This window comes from Streptomyces sp. NPDC051183 (assembly GCF_040682455.1).
GTDB lineage: Bacteria > Actinomycetota > Actinomycetes > Streptomycetales > Streptomycetaceae > Streptomyces.
This window is the reverse complement of sequence record NZ_JBFBBA010000013.1, coordinates 1-19,477: the sequence shown is the minus strand read 5'-3', so window position 1 is coordinate 19,477 and position 19,477 is coordinate 1. Positions and strand designations below refer to the sequence as shown.

Here is a 19,477-nt window from a genome sequence, read left to right as displayed (position 1 = left end):
TGCCAGGGATTTCCGGAGCGTGGACGGACGGTCTTTGCCGTGAGTCCTCGTATGGGTGCGGTACGGGTGGGCGGCGGCGCAAAAGGTGTTGGTCGGGGCTTGTCGGAGTCGGCATGATTCGTGGGTTCAGGAGTGGGGGGAGAAGGCGTGGCCGTGTTCGTGTGCGCGGGGTGTGGTGCCGTGCTGACCGCCCCGGTGTCGCGGATCGCACTTCCCGTGCAGGCCCATCAGCGGTACGGACACGAGATGCTCCCCTCGCTCATGGAGCCGGGGACCTACGCCGTCGACCCGGAGCCCTTTGGTCCGCCGCGGCGGCTGTGGGACGAGGTCGGGGTGGAGGAGGCGGAGGCCCGCGGGGTCTTCGCTCCGGTCCATGCCCTGTCCTTCGGGGCGCCGGGCGCGAGCGTTGTCGCACCGGGCGACACCTGTGGCACCGTCCTGATCCCCGACCGGTGCGACGGCTACTGCATGGGGCTGGACGGGCGTGACGGTCCGAACCTGGCCTGTGCGCAGTGCGGGCAGCCGGTGGCGACCCGCATCGACGACTGCGCCCTGTGGCAAGCGGTGTGGCTCGACCCGCATGCCGTACGCTGCCTCTCCGCCGACGCCCCGGCCGGCCCGACGGCCGACTGGAGAGCCCTGGCACAGGAAGGGCACGGCACGCCGCCCATCGAGCCGCCCGGGGCGTGGAGTCCGCGATGGGAGGCGGCCGTCGGGGAGGCACTGGCCCACCTGCTGGCGGCCTCGGCCGGCGGGCGCCCGGCCGTACCCGGCGGCCTCGTCGCGGACACCTTCGGCCGCGCGCTCGACGCGCTGCTCCCGCCGTCGCCGTGGGCGCCGACGCGGCAGGTGGCCCTGGCCGGACCGGGTCTGCCCGTCCCGGACCCTGCCCCCGACATCGCCCTGGTTCCGCGACATCCGCGGACGGGGGAGGCCTGGCCGCTGAGCCGCGCCGCAGACATCGTGCCGTTGGCCGCCGATGTGTGGATGCATCTGGCGTTCCCCACTGACGGGTTGCCGTTTCCGGCGACCGGCGGGATGCCCGACGGAGTCCTGCGAGACGATCCACTGCCGATGTATCCATGGAGGGTGTTCCGGCCCGATGCGAGGGTGTTCCTCCACACGCTGGCTCGGCTGCCCGCCGTCCGTCAGCCGTGGCTGCGCCACATCTACGACCAGGTGCGGGAATTCCCGTACGCCCGCCCGTTCTAGCGCTGCGCGACGTGCTCGCGGTAGGCATCGATCACCTCCCGCAGCACGGCTCCGCCGTCCCGGGTCCACAGCTCCGGCTGGAAGATCTCCACTTCCACCGGGCCCTGGTACCCGGCCGCGTCGGTCAGTTCCCGGAAGCCCCGCAGGTCGATGCAGCCCTCGCCCAGCCGGCCACGGCCCAGCAGTACGCCCTCGGGTAGTGGAGTCACCCAGTCGGCCACCTGGACGGACATGATCCGGCCGCCCTCCCCGGCCCGGCGCAGCTCGGCCGACAGCCGCTCGTCCCACCACAGGTGGTAGGAGTCGACCACCACCCCCACCTCCCGCGCCGGGAACTGCTCGGCGATGTCCAGGGCCTGACCGAGCGTGGAGACCACACAGCGGTCGGAGGCGAACATCGGATGCAGCGGTTCGATCCCCAGCCGCACCCCGTGCTCCGCGGCCCACGGTGCGAGCTCGCCCAGGATGTCGGCGATCCGACGGCGCGCCCCCGCCAACTCCCGGTCGCCGGCGGGCAGGCCCCCCGAGACCAGGACCAGGACGTCGGCGCCCAGTTCGGCCGCCTCCTCCACGGCCCGGCGGTTGTCGTCGAGCGCGGCCGCGCGGCCCGCCGGGTCGGCGGCGGTGAAGAAGCCGCCCCGGCACAGCGAACTGACCCGCAGTCCCGCCCCGGCGACCAGCTTCGCAGCCTCGCGCACCCCGAAGCCGCGCACCGGATCGCGCCAGAGCCCGACCGCGCCCACCCCGGCGGCCGTACACCCGGCGACCAGCTCGGGCAGCGACCACTGCCGGATCGTCTCCTGGTTCAGGCTGAACCTGGCCGGAGCCGGGGCCCGGCTCATGACGCCACCCCGTGTACCGCGAGCAGCTGCCGCATCCGGCCCTCGGAGAGGTCGGGGTCCGGGAACAGGCCGAGCCCGTCGGCCAGTTCGTACGCGGTGGCCAGATGGGGGAGCGAGCGGGCCGAGTGCAGTCCGCCCACCATGGTGAAGTGGTCCTGGTACCCGGCCAGCCAGGCCAGCAGCACCACCCCAGTCTTGTAGTAGCGGGTCGGCGGGGCGAACAGGTGCCGCGACAGTGCCACCGTCGGATCGAGCAGTTCCCGGAAGCCTACGCGGTCGCCCAGGTCGAGGGCGCGCGCCGCCCGGGCCGCGATCGGGGCGATCGGGTCGAAGATGCCCAGCAGTGCGTCACTGGCCAGTTCTCCGTCACCGGCGATCAGTTCCGGGTAGTGGTAATCGTCGCCCGTGTAGCAGCGCACTGCCGCCGGCAGCTGCCGGCGGATGCCGACCTCGCGCTCCGCGTCCAGCAGCGAGACCTTGATCCCGTCCACCTTCTCCGGGCATTCGGCAATGATCTTCAGGAAGACCTCCGTGGCCCGGTCCAGGTCCTCGTGCCCCCAGTAGCCGACCAGCTCCGGGTCGAACATCGGGCCGAGCCAGTGCAGGACGGCCGGCCGGGCGCTCTGCCGCAGCAGTGTTCCGTACACCTCCAGGTAGTCCTCCGGGTCGCGCGCCGACGCGGCCAGGGCCCGCGAGGCCATCAGTACGGGCGCGGCCCCGCACTCCTCGGCGTGGGCCAGCTGTTCCTCATACGCGGCGGTGACCGCGGCCAGGGAGTGCACCACGCCCGCCGCGAGCTGGTCGGTGCCCACGCCGCAGACGATCCGGCCGCCCACCGACCGGGCCTCGGCCGCCGAGCGGCGGATCAGCTCCGCCGCCGTCGGCCAGTCCAGGCCCATCCCGCGCTGGGCGGTGTCCATGGCCTCGGCCACCCCGAGCCCCTGCGCCCACAGCCGGTGCCGGAAGGCCAGCGTGGCCTCCCAGTCGACCGCGGGCCCGGCTTCGGCCGAGGCGGCGAGCGGGTCGGCGACCACATGCGCGGCCGAGTAGAACACACGGCTTCGGGCCGGGCCGCACTCCAGCGGCGCGAGGGGTCGGGTGCCCGGCCGGTACGGGCGGAACCCGCCGTCCGCCGAAGGGAGTCGGATGCTCACAGCGACACCTCCGGCACCGTCAGCCGCCGGCCCTCGGCGGAGGAGAGCAGTCCGAGCTGGGCGAGCTGCACCCCGCGGGCCCCGGCCAGCAGGTCCCACTCCCAGGGCTCCTCCAGCACGACGTGCCGCAGGAAGAGCTCCCACTGGGCCTTGAAGCCGTTGTCGGCAGGGGAGTTGTCCGGGACCTCCTGCCACTGGGACCGGAAGTCGTGGGTCTGCGGCAGGTCCGGATTCCACACGGGCTTCGGCGTCGCCCCTCGGTGCTGGATCCGGCAGCCGCGCAGCCCGGCGACCGCCGAGCCGTGCGTCCCGTCCACCTGGAACTCCACCAGCTCCTCGCGGTGCACGCGGACCGCCCAGGAGGAGTTGATCTGCGCGATCGTGCCGCCCTCCAGCTCGAAGATCCCGTACGCCGCGTCGTCCGCCGTGGCCTCATACGGCTTGCCGTCCTCGTCCCAGCGCCGGCCGATGTGCGTACGGGCCAGCGCCTGCACCGTTCTGACGCGGCCGAACAGCCCGTGCAGCAAGTACTCCCAGTGGGGGAACATGTCGGCGACGATGCCCCCGCCGTCCTGCGCCCGGTAGTTCCACGACGGCCGCTGGGCGGGCTGCCAGTCGCCCTCGAAGACCCAGTAGCCGAACTCCCCGCGCACCGACAGGATCTCGCCGAAGAAGCCGCCCTCGATCAGCCGCCTGAGCTTCAGCAGTCCCGGCAGGAACAGCTTGTCCTGGACCACGCCGTGCTTGACCCCGGCCTCCGCGGCCAGGCGCGCCAGCTCCAGCGAGGACTCGAAGCTCAGCGCGGTCGGCTTCTCGCAGTACACGTGCTTGCCCGCCGCTATGGCCTGCCGGACGGCCGCCTCCCGGGCGCCGGTGACCTGCGCGTCGAAGTAGATCTCGACCTCGGGGTCCGCCAGCACGGCCGACAGGTCCGTGCTGACGTGCTCCAGCCCGTGCCGCTCGGCGATGGCCCGCAGGGCCTCCTCGCGGCGCCCCACGAGCACCGGCTCCGGCCACAGCGCCGTGCCGTTGCCGAGGTCCAGGCCGCCCTGCTCGCGCAGGGCGAGCAGGGACCGGACCAGGTGCTGGCCGTACCCCATCCGCCCGGTCACGCCGTTCATGGCGATCTTGATGGTCCTGCGCTCCACGGGGTCCCCCTCTTCAGGCTCGGATCCGGCATCGGATCCAGGATCGGATCGGAAAGCGGATAGAAAGCGCTTTCGCTCCGATCAGGCTAGGGTCGCCCATCGATCCTCTGCAAGACCCTTTCGGGTGATAGAAAGCGCTTCCCCAATCCGGGAGCATATGGAGGGTACGGAGATCCACACACCGGATGAGACGATGAGCCCGAGCAAGCGATGAGCGCCCGAGCACGGCACGGGCAGGCAGAAGGGAGGGGTGCGGATGGCGGTGACCCTCGCCGAGGTCGCGGCGCACGCGGGCGTGTCGCCCGCGACGGTCTCGCGCGTACTGAACGGCGGATATCCGGTGGCCGGCGCCACCCGGACCCGCGTGGAGCAGGCCGTCGAAGACCTCGGCTACATCGCCAACGGCCCCGCCCGCGCGCTCGCGGCCGCCACCTCGGACCTCGTCGGCGTCCTCGTCCACGACATCGCCGACAGCTTCTTCGGAATCCTCGCCGGTTCCTTCCAGAGCGCACTCTCGCCCACCGGCCAAGCGGACGCCCGACGCCTCGCCGTCGTCTGCAACACCGAAGGCGCGGCCGCGGCCGAGCTCGCCTACCTCACCCTCCTGGAGGGCCAGCGGGCCGGCGGGGTCGTCCTCACCGGCAGCGCCGTCGAGGAAGCGGAGCACACCCTCGCGCTCGCCGCCCGGCTCGCGCGGATCGCCGCCACCGGCGCCCCGGTGGTGTTGTGCGGACGCCCCCCGCTGCCCGTACCGGCCGGACTGCCCGTCGCCACCATCATGTTCGACGACCGCGGGGGCGCCTTCCGCCTCGCCGAGCACCTGCTCGCGCTCGGCCACCGCCGCATCGCCTACGTCGCCGGTCCGCCGGGCCTGAGCACCACCCGCGAGCGCCTCGCCGGGCACCACGACGCCCTGACGCGGCACGACCCCGCCCTGCCCCAGAACTGCGCCGACCTCACCGTCCACGCCGGGTTCCAGCGCTCCGCCGGGTACGACGCCGCCCGCGAACTGCTGCGCCGCGGAGCCCCCTTCACCGCCGTCGCCGCGGCCAACGACTCCGTCGCCACGGGAGTCGCCGCCGCCCTGCGCGAGGCGGGCCTGCGCATCCCCGAGGACGTCTCCGTCGCCGGCTTCGACGACCTGCCCGTCTGCGTGGACACCGCGCCCGCCCTGACCACCGTCCGCGTGCCGCTGCGCGAAGCGGGCGTGCTCGCCGCGCAGTTCGTCACCGGACGCAGACAGCTTCCGCCGGGCGGGATCACCACGCTGCCCGCCGATCTGATCGTGCGCGGCTCCACCGCGCCGCCGCCCCCGGCCGGAGGGAGCCGCCCGTGAGGTACGCGTTCTCCACGCTCGGCCTGCCCGGCACGCCGCTCGCGCGCAGCGCCGAACTCGCCGCCGCCCACGGGTACGAGGGCCTGGAGCTGCGCGCCCACCCCGAGGAGCCGCTGCACCCCGGCAGCCCGGCCCCAGACCGCGCCGCGGGACTGCGGACCCTCACCGCCGCCGGGGTCCGCGTCCTGGGCGTCGCCGGGTACGCCCGGGTGGCCACCCCCGGCCCGGACGAGCCCGTCCTCGCCGAGATCCGGGCCCTGATCGCGCTCGCCGCCGACCTGCGGGCCCCCTACGTCCGCGTCTTCCCCGGCGGCGGGGACCAGCCCGCCCCGGCCGCCGACGACCACGCCGTACGCCGACTGCTGGCCGCGGCCCCGTTCGCCGAGCGAGAGGGGGTGCGGATCCTGCTGGAAACCCATGACTCGCACCGCACCGCCGCCGCGACGGCCCGGGTGCTCGACCGCGTCGCACATCCGGGCGCGGGCGCGCTGTGGGACGTACTGCACACCTGGCTCGGTGCCGAGGCCCCGGCCGAGTCGCGGCGCACCCTGGCCGCGCACTTGGGCTACGTACAGGTGAAGGACGTGGCGTCGGCGGGGGACCTGACCCCGCTCGGGCTTGGTGTCGGAGTGCTGCCGCTCACCGAGGCCGTGGCCGTCGCCGCAGCCGCGGAACCGGACGGCTGGCTCTGCTGGGAGTACGAGAAGCGCTGGTACCCCGGCGCCGCCGAACTGCCCGGGCAGCTGGCCGCGGGCCGGGAGTACCTGGCTGGCCTGGTCCGCGCCCACCGCCGGGAGTGAACGCACAGCTCGATCGGATCGGTCATCTGCCCGGACCCACCCCGACCCGCTCCCATCCCCCCCGCCCCGCGCCCTACGAGCGGATCGTCAGCCGCGGAAGCAGTTCCAGGTGCTGGCGCGGGCTCTCGTACGATGCCCCGCCCGCGAGCCGGTCCAGCAGCAGCCCCGCCGCCCGCGCGCCCACCTCGCCCTTGGCCGGTGCCACCGCCGACAGAGGGACATCGGCCAGCCCGGCCACCTCGTCGTCGTACGTGATCACCGCCAGGTCCTCCGGCACCCGCACCCCCCGCGCCTGGAGCCGCGGGATCAGCATGATCGCGTCGGTGTCGCTGTGGATCAGGGCAGCGGTCACCCCGCCCTTGGTCACCGCCTCGTGCAAGTAGTCCAGGGTCCGGGCGAACGCGTCCGCGTCGGACAGCGGGCCGGGCCCGGCCGCCGGCCAAGCGGGCGCGGGTTCCAGACCGAGTGCGGCCACGGCCGCCTCGTACCCGGTGCGCAACCGCGCCGTCGTCGGTGTTTCCCGGCTGGCCAATGCGATCCTCCGGTGCCCCAGTTCGACCAGGTGCTGCACCGCGCACGCCGCGCCGTGCGCGTGGTCCGAGGTCACGCGGTCGAGCGCCGCCGCGGCATGCCCCGGCGGGGCCCACCGCTCCACCAGCACCGTTGGAACCGGCAGTTCCGCGGTCCACGCCCCCTCGCCGGGGCCGGGCGAGCCGGTGTCCCAGTTCGGAGTCAGCAGTAGCCCGTCCGCCCCCGTGGACAGCAACCGGTCCGCCTGGGTCCGGTCCTCGCCCGGCAGGTACCGGGTGAGCCCCACGGTCAGCCGCGCGCCCCGCGCCTCGACCACCTCGCGGGCCCCCCGTACGACTTCGGCGTAGTAGTACTCCGTGGTCGGCACCACCATCCCGATCACCAGCCCCTCGGCCTCGGCCGACACCCCGCCGGACGCGAGCGCGCGGGCCGCAGCCCCGGCAGCCCCCGAAGCCGGCGCCGCGGCGACCGGGGACCGGCCGGCCTCCAGCCGGCTGATCACCCCGTGCATCCGATGGATCTCGCCCCGCGCCGCCATCGCCTCGATGTCCCGCCGCAGGGTCACGGGGGAGACGCCGAGCTCCTGCGCCAGGTCCGCGACGCGCACGCTGCCGCGCGCCTGGACGAGCGCGAGTACGTGGGCCTGGCGCTGGTCTACGTGTGGTCTCAAGGAAGATCCCCCTGCGATCTGTGATCTGCGATCTGCGCTGCGCACGGCCGCGGCCGCGGCTGCACGCGCTCTGTCCGTCCGGGCCATCATAGAGAACAGATCCGATCGATTCGATCGATTCCGATCAACCGGTCATTGACGGCGTGGACCGCGCATTCATATATTCGGCGGCGTCCCGCACCTCACGGCAGCATCTCGACCTCTTCCGGGAGTCAGCGCATGCTCACGTACGACCAGGACGGCTTCCGGCGCGCAGACCGCCCCCACCGCATCGTCTCGGGGGCCCTGCACTACTTCCGGGTCCACCCCGACCTGTGGGAAGACCGGTTGAGGCGGCTGCGGGCCCTGGGCGCCAACACCGTGGACACCTACGTGCCCTGGAACTTCCACGAAACGGCCCCCGGCAAGGCCGACTTCACCGGCTGGCGGGACCTCGGCCGCTTCCTGCGCATCGCCCAGGGCCTCGGGCTCGACGCCATCGTCCGCCCCGGCCCGTACATCTGCGCCGAATGGGAGTTCGGCGGCCTCCCCGCCCGGCTGCTGGCCGTCGACGGCCTCCACCTGCGCTGCTCCGACCCGCGGTTCGAGGCCGAGGTGGACGGCTGGTTCGACCTCGTCGTCCCCGAACTGCTGCCCCTGCTCGCGAGCCGCGGCGGACCGGTGGTCGCCGTCCAGATCGAGAACGAGTACGGCTCGTACGGCAACGACATCCGCTACCGGGCCCACGTGGAGCAGGCCCTCGCCGAACGCGGGGTGGACTGCCTGCTGTTCACCGCCGACGGCCCCGAGGACGCCATGCTGCAGGGGGGATCGGTCCCCGGCCGGCTGGCCACGGCCACCTTCGGCGCCAAACCCGCCGAACGCCTCGCGCACCTGCGCCGCTACCAGCGCACCGGCCCGCTCGCCGCGATGGAGTTCTGGATCGGCTGGTTCGACCACTGGGGCGAGGAGCACCACGTCCGCGACGTCGATGAGGCGGCGCAGTCGCTCGACGAACTCCTCGCCACCGGCGCCTCCGTCAACCTCTACATGGCCCACGGCGGCACCAACTTCGGCTTCTGGGCGGGCGCCAACCACACCGGATCCCGCCCCTGCGACCCCGGCTACCAGCCCACCGTCACCAGCTACGACTACGACGCCCCCATCGGCGAAGCCGGCGAACTCACCCCCAAGTTCCACGCGTTCCGCGAGGTCATCGGCAAGTACGTCCCCCTGCCGGACGGCCCGCTGCCCGAACCGCCGCTCCGGATGACGCCCGCCCTCGCCGTCCCCGCCGGCACCGCGCCGCTCCTCGCCCATCTCGACGTACTCGGCGGCCCTCCGGTGCTGCGCCCCGCGCCCGAGTCCATGGAGAAGCTCGGCCAGGACCACGGCCTGATCCACTACCGCACCACCGTCACCGGCCCGCGCCCGGCCATGCCGGTGAAGATCGACGGCCTGGGCGACCGTGCGTACGTCTTCGCCGACGGCGTGCCCCTCGGCATCCTGGACCGCAACACCCCCGACGAGGGCCTCGACCTCCCCGTCGGCGAGGCCGGAGTCGTCCTCGACGTACTGGTCCGGGCGATGGGCAGGGTCAACTACGGCCCGCTGATCGACGACCGCAAGGGCATCTGGCGCGCCGTGCGCCACGGGCACCAGCACCTGTTCGAGTGGGAGATACGGCCGCTGCCGCTCGCCGACCTGACCGGCCTGACCTGGTCGGCGCAAGCGCACGAAGAACCCGGGCCCGCCTTCCACCGATTCACCCACACCCTGGAGGAGCCCCCCGCGGACGGCTTCCTCGACGTATCGGGCTGGGGGACCGGTCTGCTCTGGCTGAACGGTTTCCTCCTCGGCCACTACGACACCCCGCGCGGCCCGCAGCGCGCCCTCTACGCCCCCGCGCCCCTCTGGCGGGCGGGCTCCAACGAGATCGTCGTACTCGAACTGGAGCGCCCGGGCACCGAACTGCCCCTGGGCGACCGGCCCGACCTCGGCCGCCCCACGATCGTCACCCTCCCATAGGAGGGCCCCCCGCCCGGGCGGGGGCCCTGGGGTAACTTCACTGTGATCGCCAGCGGTCAACAGTCCGCAGTTCGTTCGTGAGTGGAGGAACGGAACCCATGCGCCATCTCCCCCTGGGCAGTTCAGGTCTGCGGGTGTCCGCCGTCGGCCTCGGCTGCAACAACTTCGGCCGCCGTCTCGACGCCAAGGCCACCCGCGAGGTCGTCGACGCCGCCCTCGACGCGGGCATCACCCTCCTCGACACCGCCGACATCTACGGCGGCCTCGGCGGCTCGGAGACCCACCTGGGCCAGGCCCTCAAAGGCCGCCGGGACCAGGTCGTCCTCGCCACCAAGTTCGGCTTCGCCGGCATGGACATGGGCTACGGAGCCGCCGCCGGCGCCCGCGGCGGCCGCGCCTACATCCGACGGGCGGTCGAGGAGTCCCTGCGCCGCCTGGTGACCGACCACATCGACCTCTACCAACTGCACAGCCCCGACCCCACCGTCCCCGTGGCCGAGACCCTGGCCGCGCTCACCGAGCTCGTCGCCGAGGGCAAGATCCGCTACATCGGCCACTCCAACTTCAGCGGCTGGCAGCTCGCCGAAGCCGCCCACGTCGCACGGGAGACCGGCGCGGCCCCCTTCGTGTCCGCGCAGAACGAGTGGTCACTGCTCGAACGGTCGGCGGAGCGCGAACTGGTCCCCGCCGCCCTGAACTACGGCGTCGGCGTGCTCCCGTACTTCCCGCTCGCCAACGGCCTGCTCACCGGCAAGATCCGCCGGGGTGCCCCCGTACCGGCCGGCTCCCGCCTCGAAGGACGCGACGGGTACCTCACGGAGGAGCGCCTCGACACCGTCGAGGCACTGGTCGCCATCGCCGAGAAGCACGGCCGCACCGTCCTGGAGCTGGCCATCGGCTGGCTGTCCGCCCAGCCCGGCTGCGCCTCGGTCATCGCCGGAGCCACTTCGCCCGAGCAGGTCCGCGCCAACGCGGCCGTCGCCGACCGCCCGCTGGAGCCCGAACTGCTCGCCGAGATCGACGCCGTGGCGCCCGGGGTCGCCTGACGCCGCGCCCCGCCACGCCACCGCGGCGGCGCGCCACCCGGAAGGCTCGGGCGGGCGCGCCGCTCGGGCGGCAGCAGCGGCGCTCGCCCGCCGAGCTCGCCCGCCGAGCCCGCCCGCCGCGCGCGGCGGCTCAGGACACGATGTCCTTGCGGGAGAACCCCCGGAACGCGAGGGCGAACAGCACCACCGCGTACGACACCGACACCGCGACCCCCTTGACCATCCCGCCCCACTCCAGCTGCGGCTGGAGGGCGTCGGCCCAGGCGAACTGCCAGTGCGCCGGCAGGAACTCCCGCCACGACCCCAGCGCGGTCACCGCGTCGAGCACGTTCCCCACGATCGTCAGCCCGACCGCCCCGCCCACCGCGCCCAGCGGCGCGTCCGTACGGGTCGACAGCCAGAACGCCAGCCCGGCCGTGACCAGCTGCGACACGAAGATGAACGCGACGGCCAGGGCCAGCCGCGGCACCGTGTCCCCGACCGCCAGCGAACCGCCCGTCGGCAGCTTCAGCGGTCCCCACCCGTACGCGGCCGTACCCGCCGCCAGCGCCACCACCGGCAGTAGCACCATGGCCGCCAGGCTGAAGCCGAGCGCGACCACCAGCTTGCTCCACAGCAGCCGCGCCCTCGGCACCGGCGAGGCCAGCAGGTAGCGCAGCGAGGACCAGCCGGCCTCCGAGGCGACCGTGTCCCCGCAGAACAGCGCCACCGGCACCACCAGCAGGAACCCGGCCGACACGAACAGGCAGGTGGCGGCGAAGTTCGCCCCCGAGGCCGTCGCCGTGTCGATGAGCGTGATGCGGCCGTTGCCGCCCGGGCCGCCGTCCGGCCCGCCGCCCACCGCGAACGCGATCATCAGGATGAACGGCAGCACGGCCAGCACCCCGCCCATCACCAGCGTCCGCCGACGGCGCCACTGCCGCAGCGCCTCCACGCGCAGCGGCAGGGTCCGGCCCGCGTGATAGCCGGGGGCCACCTCCTGGACCTGCGCCCGGACCGTACTCACGCCGCACCTCCGATCAGGGTGAGGAACGCGTCCTCCAGCCGGCGGTGCGGACCGACTCCGCTCACCGGCACCTCCAGCCGTACGAGTTCCGCGATCAGCCCGGCGGCCGTCGCGCCTTCGAGCCGTACGAGCAGCCCGTCCTCGGCAGTCACCACCGAACCCACTCCCTCCAGCGCCGCCACCTTCTCCACGGTCACCTCGTCCACCGGCCCGGCCAGCGTCACCAGGAGGGTGTCGCCGCCGCCGGTGATCTCGGCGACCTCGCCCGCCGCCACCCGCTGCCCGTGGTCCATGACCACCAGGTGCGTGCAGGACTGTTCCACCTCCGACAGCAGGTGGCTGGAGACGATGACCGTCCGCCCGCCCGCCGCGTACCGGATCATCACGTCCCGCATCTCGCGGATCTGCGGCGGGTCCAACCCGTTGGTCGGCTCGTCGAGGATCAGCAGGTCCGGCATGCCGAGCATGGCCTGGGCGATGGCGAGCCGCTGCCGCATGCCCTGCGAGTACGTGCGCACCGCGCGCTCCAGCGCGTCGCCGAGCCCGGCGATCTCCAGGGCCTCGGCCATGTGCGAGTCCTCGGCCGGACGGCCGGTGGCCTGCCAGTACAGCTCCAGGTTGGCGCGGCCCGTCAGGTGCGGAAGGAAGCCGGCACCCTCCACGAACGCCCCGACCCGCGACAGCACCGGAGCCCCGGCCCGCACCGCGTGCCCGAACACCCTGATCTCCCCGGCGTCCGGCGAGATCAGGCCCATCAGCATCCGCAGCGTGGTGGTCTTGCCGGCCCCGTTGGGCCCGAGCAGACCGAGCACCTGGCCCTTCTCCACCCGGAAGGACAGGTCCCGCACGGCGTAGCGGTCCTGCGCCTTCGCGTAGCGCTTCGTCAGCCCGGTGATTTCCAGTGGTACGTCGGCCAGCGCGGGTTCGGGCTGCGGTTCTCCCGCCCGCACCCGCGCGCGGCCCCCGCCGGTCCTCCGGACTCCCAACAACCCCGCGGCCAGAGCCAGAGCCGCGAGGGGCAGCCCCCAGGTCCAGGCGGGCAGCCCGGTGGCAGCCGTCCGCACCCCGTCGGCGACGGGCACCGCCAGCGGACCCTGCGCCGAGACGGTGTACGTGGCCGGCGCGGCCGGGGACGCGTACCCGAGATCGGTGGCGGCCACCACGAGCCGCAGCCGGTGCCCGGCCTCCACGGCGTGGTCGATCGCCGGGAGCCGCAGCTCGACGGTCGCGTCCTGCCCGGCGTTCTCCACCCGTACCGGGGCGACGAGCTGACTCGGCAGCACCTGCTGGCGGCCGTCGGGCCCGACGTCGTAGACCTTGCCGAACAGCACGGCCGAACCGTCCGCAGCCGTAGACCTCACCTTCAGGGTTACGGTCGGGGTCCCGGTGATCCGCAACCCGGTGTCCAGCGGCTCCGTCTCGAACCGGGCGTTCTGCCCGGGGAAGTCCAGCGAGAGCCCGGCCCCGAAGGCCGCGAGCTGCCCGCCGATGCCGGGCAGCGCGGACAGCGCGGGCGGAGCCCCGCCCGCCGGGTTGCCGAAGCTCTGCTCCCGTCCGGCCAGGGCGAACTCGCGCGGGCCCGACCGCAGCCCGGGGTAGCTGTCGCCGTCGGCGCCGCGCAGCTTGACCTCGCCGTCGGTGGAATCGATGCCGCCGGAACGCGAGACGCGGAACGCCGGTCCGGTGGCCGCCCCCTCGTCTCCCTTGAGGTAGCGGTCGAACCAGGCCTTGATCCGGGCCTCGACCCGGTCCGCCTCGCGCATGCCGCCGTCGTGGCCGCCGGCCGCCCAGTCCACGGACACGGGCGCGCCGTTCGCGGCGATGGCCCCGGCCATGGCGTCGGCCTGGTCGAGCGGGAAGAGGGAGTCGTCCTGGCCCTGCACGACGAGGGTCGGCACCTTGATCTTGTCGCCGACCGCCGACGGACTGCGCTGCTCCAGCAGGGCGCGGGCCTCGGCATCGGGTTTTCCGGCCACCGCGACCCGTTCGTACATGGCGCACAGCTCGGGCTGGAAGCGCCCGCAGCCGGGGGCGGCGGGCGCGGCGGCGGCCCCGGGGCCCGACTGGGCCCCCGCCTGCCCCGCCTGGCCGACCTGCATCCCGCCCGCGGATCCGGTGGTGAAGAAGAGCCCGGCCCACAGCTTCTTGAACACGCCGTTGGGGAAGAGGGAGTCCGCGAGGTTCCAGTAGGTGATCGTCGGGGCGATGGCGTCCACGCGCGGATCGTGTCCGGCCGCGAGCAGGGAGACGGCCCCGCCGTAGGAGCCGCCGGTCACCCCGACGCGCGGGTCGCCGGCAGCGTCGAGCCGCACCTCCGGCCGGGTGGCGAGCCAGTCGATGAGCCGGGAGACGTCCTTGACCTCGTATTCGGGGTCGTTCAGCCCGATCCGGCCGCCGGAACGGCCGAAGCCGCGCGCCGACCAGGTCAGGACGGCGTACCCGTCGCTGGCCAGCCGCTCGGCCTGCGCCCGGACGTCGTCCTTGCTGCCGCCGAAGCCGTGCCCGATGAGGACGGCAGGGCGTCTCTCGCCGCCGCCGGAGGTGAAGTACGAGGTGTCGATCGAGGCACCGGGCATGTCGAGCACCTGGTCCTCGCGGTGCACGGACGCGGAGTCACCGGCGGCGGCGGTGGCCGTCAGCGTGCCGGCTCCCGCGACGACGGCGAGTGCGGCCGCGCTCGCGAGCAGGCGGCTTCGGCGGCGCCGGGGCAGTCGGAGCTTCATACGGGAACCCTAAACGCCCGGCCCCCGCCGACCGCGCCCCCGCAGGCTGAACTCAGCACCTTCTCGAGGACTACGCCGCAGCGCCCGTGTACCGCGCCTGCGGTACACCAGCGGCGCCGGGCCGCCCCGCCGAGCCCCCGGCCTGCCAGAGCCTCCCCGCCGCGCCGAGCCCACCGCCGCGCAGGGAGGCCCCCGCCCGACCTGCGCCCGGCGCCGACCGGCGGGAGGATGGCCGCATGCTGCTGGCCGAGGTCGCGCGCGTGTCCCGGGAGGTCGCCGAGGCCTCGGCCCGGTCCCGCAAGAGCGCCCTGCTCGCGGAGCTGTTCGCCGCCGCCCCGGCGGAGGAGGCCGCGCTGGTGATCTCCTACCTCGCCGGGCGCCTCCCGCAGGGCCGTCCCGGGATCGGCTGGCGCGCGCTGGCCCGTGAGAGCGAACCCGCCGCCGAGCCCACCCTGACCGTGGCCGCCGTCGACGCGGCGGTCACCGAGCTCGCGGCCGTCGCGGGCCCGGGGGCGCAGGCCGAGCGGTACCGGCTCGTGGACGCCCTGCTCGGCGCGGCCACCGAACCCGAGCAGCGGTTCCTGCGCAGCCTGATCTCCGGCGAGGTGCGCCAGGGCGCGCTCGACGCGGTGGCGCTGGAGGGCGTGGCCGCGGCCGCCGGGGTGCCGGCAGCGGAGCTGCGCCGGGCCGTGATGCTCGACGGTTCGCTGCCCCGGGTGGCGGCCGCCGTCCTCGCCGACGGGGCGCAGGCCCTGCGCGATGTCACGTTGCGCGTCGGGCAGCCCGTACAGCCCATGCTGGCGAACACCGCCAAGTCGGTGGCCGAGGCCCTGGCGGCGCTCGGGCCCTCGGCGATGGAGGAGAAGCTCGACGGGATCCGCGTACAGGTCCATCGCGAGGGGGACGACGTACGGGTGTACACGCGGTCCCTGGACGAGATCACAGACCGGCTGCCGGAGGTGGCCGAGCTGGCCCGGTCGCTGCCGGGGGAGCGGTTCATCCTCGACGGCGAAGTCATCGGGCAGTCGGCGGACGGCCGCCCGGTGCCCTTCCAGGAGGTCGCGAGCCGGGTGGGCTCGCGCGTCGACGTCTCCGCCGCCCGGCAGGCGCTCCCGGTCGTCCCCTACTTCTTCGACGTACTGGCGGCGGGCGACGAGGTGCTGCTCGACCAGCCGGTCCGCGAGCGGTACGAGGCCCTGGCGGCGCTCGTGCCCGAGGACCGTCGCGTCCGGCGGCTGGTCGTCGAGGATCCGGTGGGGCAGGCCGCCGACGCCGAGGAGTTCTGGGCCGAGACCCTGCGCCGCGGCCACGAGGGGGTGATGGCCAAGGCGCTCGACTCGGCCTACGCGGCCGGGCGGCGCGGCAAACACTGGCTCAAGGTGAAACCGGTCCACACCCTCGACCTGGTGGTCCTCGCCGTCGAGTGGGGCCACGGGCGGCGCACCGGGCTGCTGTCGAACCTGCACCTGGGCGCGCGGGCCGCCGACGGCTCGTACGCCATGCTCGGCAAGACCTTCAAGGGGCTCACCGACGAGATGCTGCGCTGGCAGACCGCCAGACTGCTGGAGCTGGCGACCTCGGACGACGGGTACACCGTGCGGGTCAGGCCCGAACTGGTCGTGGAGATCGCCTACGACGGTCTGCAGCGCTCCCCGCGCTACCCGGCCGGGGTCGCGCTGCGGTTCGCACGGGTGCTCCGGCACCGCCCGGACAAGCGCGCCGAGCAGGCGGACACCGTGGAGACGGTGCTGGCGGACGGATCCTGAGACCCCCGCACGAGCGGGGTCAGCAGACCGTGCCGGGGCGCGCCGCGGTGGCCCGCAGGAGGTCCCGCACCAGGTCGAAGTCGATGTTCTCGGGCTTGCGGAACCGCAGGCAGCCCTTGCCCATGTCCTGGTCGGCCAGGCGTTCCGCGAAGGCCTCGCGGACGTCGCCGCGCATCAGATAGAAGGAGACGTACTGCTTCTGGGAGGCGAAGGCGATCTCGGCGGCGCCGTCCCGCTGGTACACCGGCATTCCGTAGGCCATGACCTCCTCGAAGCCGGCCAGCTCCGCGCGGCACAGCTCCCGCAGCCGGGTGAGGGCCGGCCTGCGCCCCTCGGGGGCCTCCGCCAGATAGCCGGGTACGTCGTTCGCCTCGCTGTGCACCATGCCACGAGGCTAACCGGAACCCCGAGAACCAGGGATTTGCCTCAGAGGCAAGATGGATTGCCAGGCAGGCAAGAATCTGGCTCAATCGGGGCATGACAACCGGTCCTGCCCCCGGCCCCGAAGACGCGGCCGACCCCGACGGCCCGGTGGGGGAACTCCCCGCCGTCGCCCCGCAGCTGCGCGAACTGCGCCGCCGCGCCGGACTCACCCTGGAGGCGGCCGCCGCGCGGGCCCGGCTCTCGCCCGCCCACCTCTCGCGACTGGAGACCGGCCGGCGCCAGCCCTCGCTGCCCCTGCTGCTCGAACTCGCCCGCACCTACGGTACGACGGTCTCGGAGCTGCTCGGTGAGACCCCCGCCGTCGCCGACCCCATCGTACGGGCCGGTGGTCCGGGTGCCCGCGAGGCCGACGGATGGACGTACTGGCAGGCCGGTGGCTCCGGCCGGGGCATGCAGGCGCTGCGCGTGCACGTGCCGCAGGGCCGCGGCCCGGGCGAACTGGTCCGCGTACACCCCGGGGAGGAGTGGCTGTACGTGCTGAAGGGGCGGCTGCGGCTGCACCTGGGGGAGACCGAGTACCTGCTGGAGCCTGGGGACAGCGCGCACTTCGACTCGCTCACCCCGCACCGGATCGGAGCGGCCACCGCCGCCGGGGCCGACCTGCTGTTCGTCCACACCCTGCTCCAGAGCAGCCTCGCCGGGCTGTGCCTGGGCGGCGGGGCAACCACGCACCACCGATAGGCGAGGATACGTACCCATGTCCCAGCGAGAGACCCTCGACTCCACGACCGAGCCGACCGAGCCGACCGAGCCGACCGAGTCCACCGAGCCGACGGAACCCACCGACCCGACCCCCGCGCCGACCGGATTGCGGCGCATGGAGTCGAAGTTCCCCCGAGGTCTCGTCATCCGGCTGATCGCCTACTTGTTCGTGGGCCACCTCTTCGCCTTCTTCGTCTACCTCCTCTTCGTCCTGGGCGCCGAGAACCAGTGACGACGGGGGCCCGCGACTCTGGAAACCTGCAGGTCCTGTCGCTACCCTCCGCGCATGATTTCCACGGTTGTCTGGGGTACCGGCAACGTCGGCCGTTTGGCCATCCGTGCCGTAGAGGCCCATCCGGCGCTGAAACTGGCCGCCGTCATCGTCCACAATCCCGCCAAGGTCGGCCGCGACGCGGGGGAACTCGGTGAACTCGACTACGAAGTCGGCGTAGCGGCCACCGACGACATCGAGGCGGTCCTGGCCGCCGGTCCGCAGGCGGTCGTCTACGCGGCGTCCGGCGACGTCCGCCCCGACGACGCGCTCGCCGACATCACGCGGGCGATCAGGTCCGGCGCGGTCGTCGTGAGCCCCGCGCTCTACCCGCTCTACGATCACCGCAACGCCCCGCCGGAGTTCCGCGATCCGGTGGCCGCGGCCGTCGTGGAGGGCGGCGGCTCGCTGTTCGCCTCGGGAGTCGACCCCGGCTGGGGCAACGACGTACTGCCCCTCCTGCTCAGCGGACTCGGCACCCGGATCGACGTCATCCGCTGCCAGGAGATATTCGACTACTCCACCTACGACCAGCCGGACTCGGTCCGCTACCTCGTCGGCATGGGCCAGCCCATGGACTTCGAGCCGATGATGCTCATGCCGTCCGTACCGACCATGGTGTGGGGCGGGCAGATACGGATGATGGCCCGAGCCCTCGGGGTCGAGCTGGACGACATCGTCGAGACGGTCGACCGCCGGGCCCTCGACGCCACCGTGACCACCAGGACGATGGGCGAGTTCGAGGCCGGCACCCAGGGCGCCATCCGCTTCGAGGTGCAGGGCATCGTCGAGGGCGAGCCCCGCATCGTCATCGAGCACGTCACCCGCATCCACGCCTCCTGCGCCCCCGACTGGCCGTCGCCTCCGGACGGCGGCGACGGTGCGCACCGGGTGATCATCGAGGGCCGCCCGCGCATCGAGGTCACCATCGAGGCGACCGACGAAGGAGAGAACCGCTCCGCGGGCGGCAACGCCACCGCGGTCGGCCGGCTGGTCGGCGCCATCGACTGGCTCGTGGACGCCGAACCGGGGCTCTACGACGCCCTGGACATCCCCTTGCGCCCCGCCATCGGCAAACTCGGAAGGAAACAGCCGTGAACATCGACATTCCCGAAGGACAGCACCCGATCGAGTACGTGTGGGGTGACATGGTCCCCGGCATCGGGATGGCCGCCGCCAACTTCTCGCTGTCGGTGTACGCCCACACCACGCTTGGGCTGCGCGAGTTCGAGGCCGCGCGGTTGCGCGTCGCGCAGATCAACGGGTGCATCTTCTGCCTGGACTGGCGCACCGACCGGGACGGGGAGAAGGTCGAGGAGGAGTTCTCCGACGCCGTGACCGACTGGCGCACCACGGACCGCTTCGACGACCGGACCCGGCTGGCGGCCGAATACGCGGAGCGGTACACGCTGGACCACCACGGGCTCGACGACGAGTTCTGGGACCGGATGAAGGCGCACTACAGCCAGTTGGAGATCGTGGAGCTGACGATGAGCATCGGCTCCTGGCTGGCCTTCGGCCGGCTCAACCACGTGCTGGGCCTCGACAGCGTGTGCATGCTGCCGAACCACTGACAGGGCGTACAGGGCGTACAGGGCATGCAGGGCATGGGTCCGGGGCCGGTCGGTCGATCCGACGGCCCCGGGTGCTCGTGGTCACACTGTCCGAACCGGCCACGGCACTAGGGGGTGTCTGGCGGATCAGGGTCGGGTAGCCCGGCCCGTCTGGTGCCGTGGCTTGCCGCGTTGTCGTCAGTCGCCAATGCTCCGCAGTGGCTCCCTCCTCCGCCTTGCAATCCACGGCACCAGACGACCCGGGC

General features: G+C 73.5%; 17 protein-coding genes. 10 read left to right on the top strand and 7 right to left on the bottom strand.

Going from position 1 to position 19,477, the window contains the following annotated elements; all coding sequences use genetic code 11:
- The first annotated feature begins 147 nt into the window (after positions 1-147).
- Positions 148-1,212, top strand: a complete 1,065-nt coding sequence (locus tag AB0M99_RS13845; RefSeq protein WP_365919859.1) for a hypothetical protein — start codon at positions 148-150, stop codon at positions 1,210-1,212.
- Here AB0M99_RS13845 and AB0M99_RS13840 read toward each other — a convergent pair.
- The 3 genes from AB0M99_RS13840 to AB0M99_RS13830 are packed head-to-tail and all read right to left on the bottom strand — an operon-like array spanning position 1,209 to position 4,356.
- Positions 1,209-2,054, bottom strand: coding sequence for a sugar phosphate isomerase/epimerase family protein (locus tag AB0M99_RS13840; protein ID WP_365919857.1), 846 nt, complete (start codon positions 2,052-2,054; stop codon positions 1,209-1,211). The two genes, AB0M99_RS13845 and AB0M99_RS13840, sit on opposite strands and share 4 nt — an antisense overlap.
- Positions 2,051-3,208, bottom strand: coding sequence for a dihydrodipicolinate synthase family protein (locus tag AB0M99_RS13835; RefSeq protein WP_365919855.1), 1,158 nt, complete (start codon positions 3,206-3,208; stop codon positions 2,051-2,053). The genes AB0M99_RS13840 and AB0M99_RS13835 overlap by 4 nt, the downstream gene beginning before the upstream one ends.
- Positions 3,205-4,356, bottom strand: coding sequence for a Gfo/Idh/MocA family oxidoreductase (locus tag AB0M99_RS13830; protein WP_365919853.1), 1,152 nt, complete (start codon positions 4,354-4,356; stop codon positions 3,205-3,207). The genes AB0M99_RS13835 and AB0M99_RS13830 overlap by 4 nt, the downstream gene beginning before the upstream one ends.
- Positions 4,357-4,612: 256 nt before the next feature.
- On the opposite strand from AB0M99_RS13830, the gene AB0M99_RS13825 reads away from it, so the two are divergent.
- Positions 4,613-5,692 (top strand): LacI family DNA-binding transcriptional regulator, encoded by a 1,080-nt coding sequence (locus AB0M99_RS13825; protein ID WP_365919851.1) that lies wholly within the window; start codon positions 4,613-4,615, stop codon positions 5,690-5,692.
- Entirely contained in the window at positions 5,689-6,492 is an 804-nt protein-coding gene (locus tag AB0M99_RS13820) for a sugar phosphate isomerase/epimerase family protein (RefSeq protein ID WP_365919850.1), read from the top strand. Before AB0M99_RS13825 ends, AB0M99_RS13820 begins: the two co-directional genes overlap by 4 nt.
- A gap of 73 nt (positions 6,493-6,565) precedes the next feature.
- On the opposite strand, the gene AB0M99_RS13815 is transcribed toward AB0M99_RS13820, so the two are convergent.
- Positions 6,566-7,693 (bottom strand): substrate-binding domain-containing protein, encoded by a 1,128-nt coding sequence (locus AB0M99_RS13815; RefSeq protein WP_365919848.1) that lies wholly within the window; start codon positions 7,691-7,693, stop codon positions 6,566-6,568.
- Between the two features lie 219 nt (positions 7,694-7,912).
- Here AB0M99_RS13815 and AB0M99_RS13810 point away from each other — a divergent pair, with 219 nt between their 5' ends.
- A complete protein-coding gene (locus tag AB0M99_RS13810) occupies positions 7,913-9,700 on the top strand; it encodes a beta-galactosidase family protein (RefSeq protein WP_365919846.1) in 1,788 nt (595 codons plus the stop codon).
- A gap of 98 nt (positions 9,701-9,798) precedes the next feature.
- The gene (locus AB0M99_RS13805; RefSeq protein ID WP_365919844.1) at positions 9,799-10,746 is read left to right on the top strand and encodes an aldo/keto reductase; all 948 of its coding nucleotides are present in this window, start codon (positions 9,799-9,801) and stop codon (positions 10,744-10,746) included.
- Between the two features lie 130 nt (positions 10,747-10,876).
- Here the strand turns inward: AB0M99_RS13805 and AB0M99_RS13800 are convergent, their stop codons facing one another.
- Both AB0M99_RS13800 and AB0M99_RS13795 read right to left on the bottom strand, forming a co-directional pair.
- Positions 10,877-11,752 carry an ABC transporter permease gene (locus tag AB0M99_RS13800; RefSeq protein WP_365919842.1) on the bottom strand — a complete coding sequence of 292 codons (876 nt, stop codon included), beginning with the start codon at positions 11,750-11,752 and terminating at the stop codon, positions 10,877-10,879.
- Entirely contained in the window at positions 11,749-14,475 is a 2,727-nt protein-coding gene (locus tag AB0M99_RS13795; protein WP_365919841.1) for an alpha/beta fold hydrolase, read from the bottom strand. Before AB0M99_RS13795 ends, AB0M99_RS13800 begins: the two co-directional genes overlap by 4 nt.
- Positions 14,476-14,711: 236 nt before the next feature.
- On the opposite strand from AB0M99_RS13795, the gene AB0M99_RS13790 reads away from it, so the two are divergent.
- Positions 14,712-16,241: an ATP-dependent DNA ligase gene (locus AB0M99_RS13790; protein ID WP_365919839.1), complete on the top strand. Its 1,530-nt coding sequence runs from the start codon at positions 14,712-14,714 to the stop codon at positions 16,239-16,241.
- A 19-nt stretch (positions 16,242-16,260) separates the two neighbouring features.
- On the opposite strand, the gene AB0M99_RS13785 is transcribed toward AB0M99_RS13790, so the two are convergent.
- Positions 16,261-16,626: a DUF1801 domain-containing protein gene (locus AB0M99_RS13785; RefSeq protein ID WP_365919837.1), complete on the bottom strand. Its 366-nt coding sequence runs from the start codon at positions 16,624-16,626 to the stop codon at positions 16,261-16,263.
- Between the two features lie 92 nt (positions 16,627-16,718).
- Here AB0M99_RS13785 and AB0M99_RS13780 point away from each other — a divergent pair, with 92 nt between their 5' ends.
- The 4 genes from AB0M99_RS13780 to AB0M99_RS13765 all read left to right on the top strand — a co-directional run bounded on the left by AB0M99_RS13780 (position 16,719) and on the right by AB0M99_RS13765 (position 19,232).
- A complete protein-coding gene (locus tag AB0M99_RS13780; RefSeq protein WP_365919836.1) occupies positions 16,719-17,366 on the top strand; it encodes an XRE family transcriptional regulator in 648 nt (215 codons plus the stop codon).
- 136 nt (positions 17,367-17,502) lie between these two features.
- A complete protein-coding gene (locus tag AB0M99_RS13775; RefSeq protein WP_365920147.1) occupies positions 17,503-17,619 on the top strand; it encodes a DUF6126 family protein in 117 nt (38 codons plus the stop codon).
- A gap of 54 nt (positions 17,620-17,673) precedes the next feature.
- Positions 17,674-18,756 carry a dihydrodipicolinate reductase gene (locus AB0M99_RS13770; protein ID WP_365919834.1) on the top strand — a complete coding sequence of 361 codons (1,083 nt, stop codon included), beginning with the start codon at positions 17,674-17,676 and terminating at the stop codon, positions 18,754-18,756.
- Positions 18,753-19,232 carry a carboxymuconolactone decarboxylase family protein gene (locus AB0M99_RS13765; RefSeq protein ID WP_365919832.1) on the top strand — a complete coding sequence of 160 codons (480 nt, stop codon included), beginning with the start codon at positions 18,753-18,755 and terminating at the stop codon, positions 19,230-19,232. The genes AB0M99_RS13770 and AB0M99_RS13765 overlap by 4 nt, the downstream gene beginning before the upstream one ends.
- The last annotated feature ends 245 nt before the right edge of the window (positions 19,233-19,477 follow it).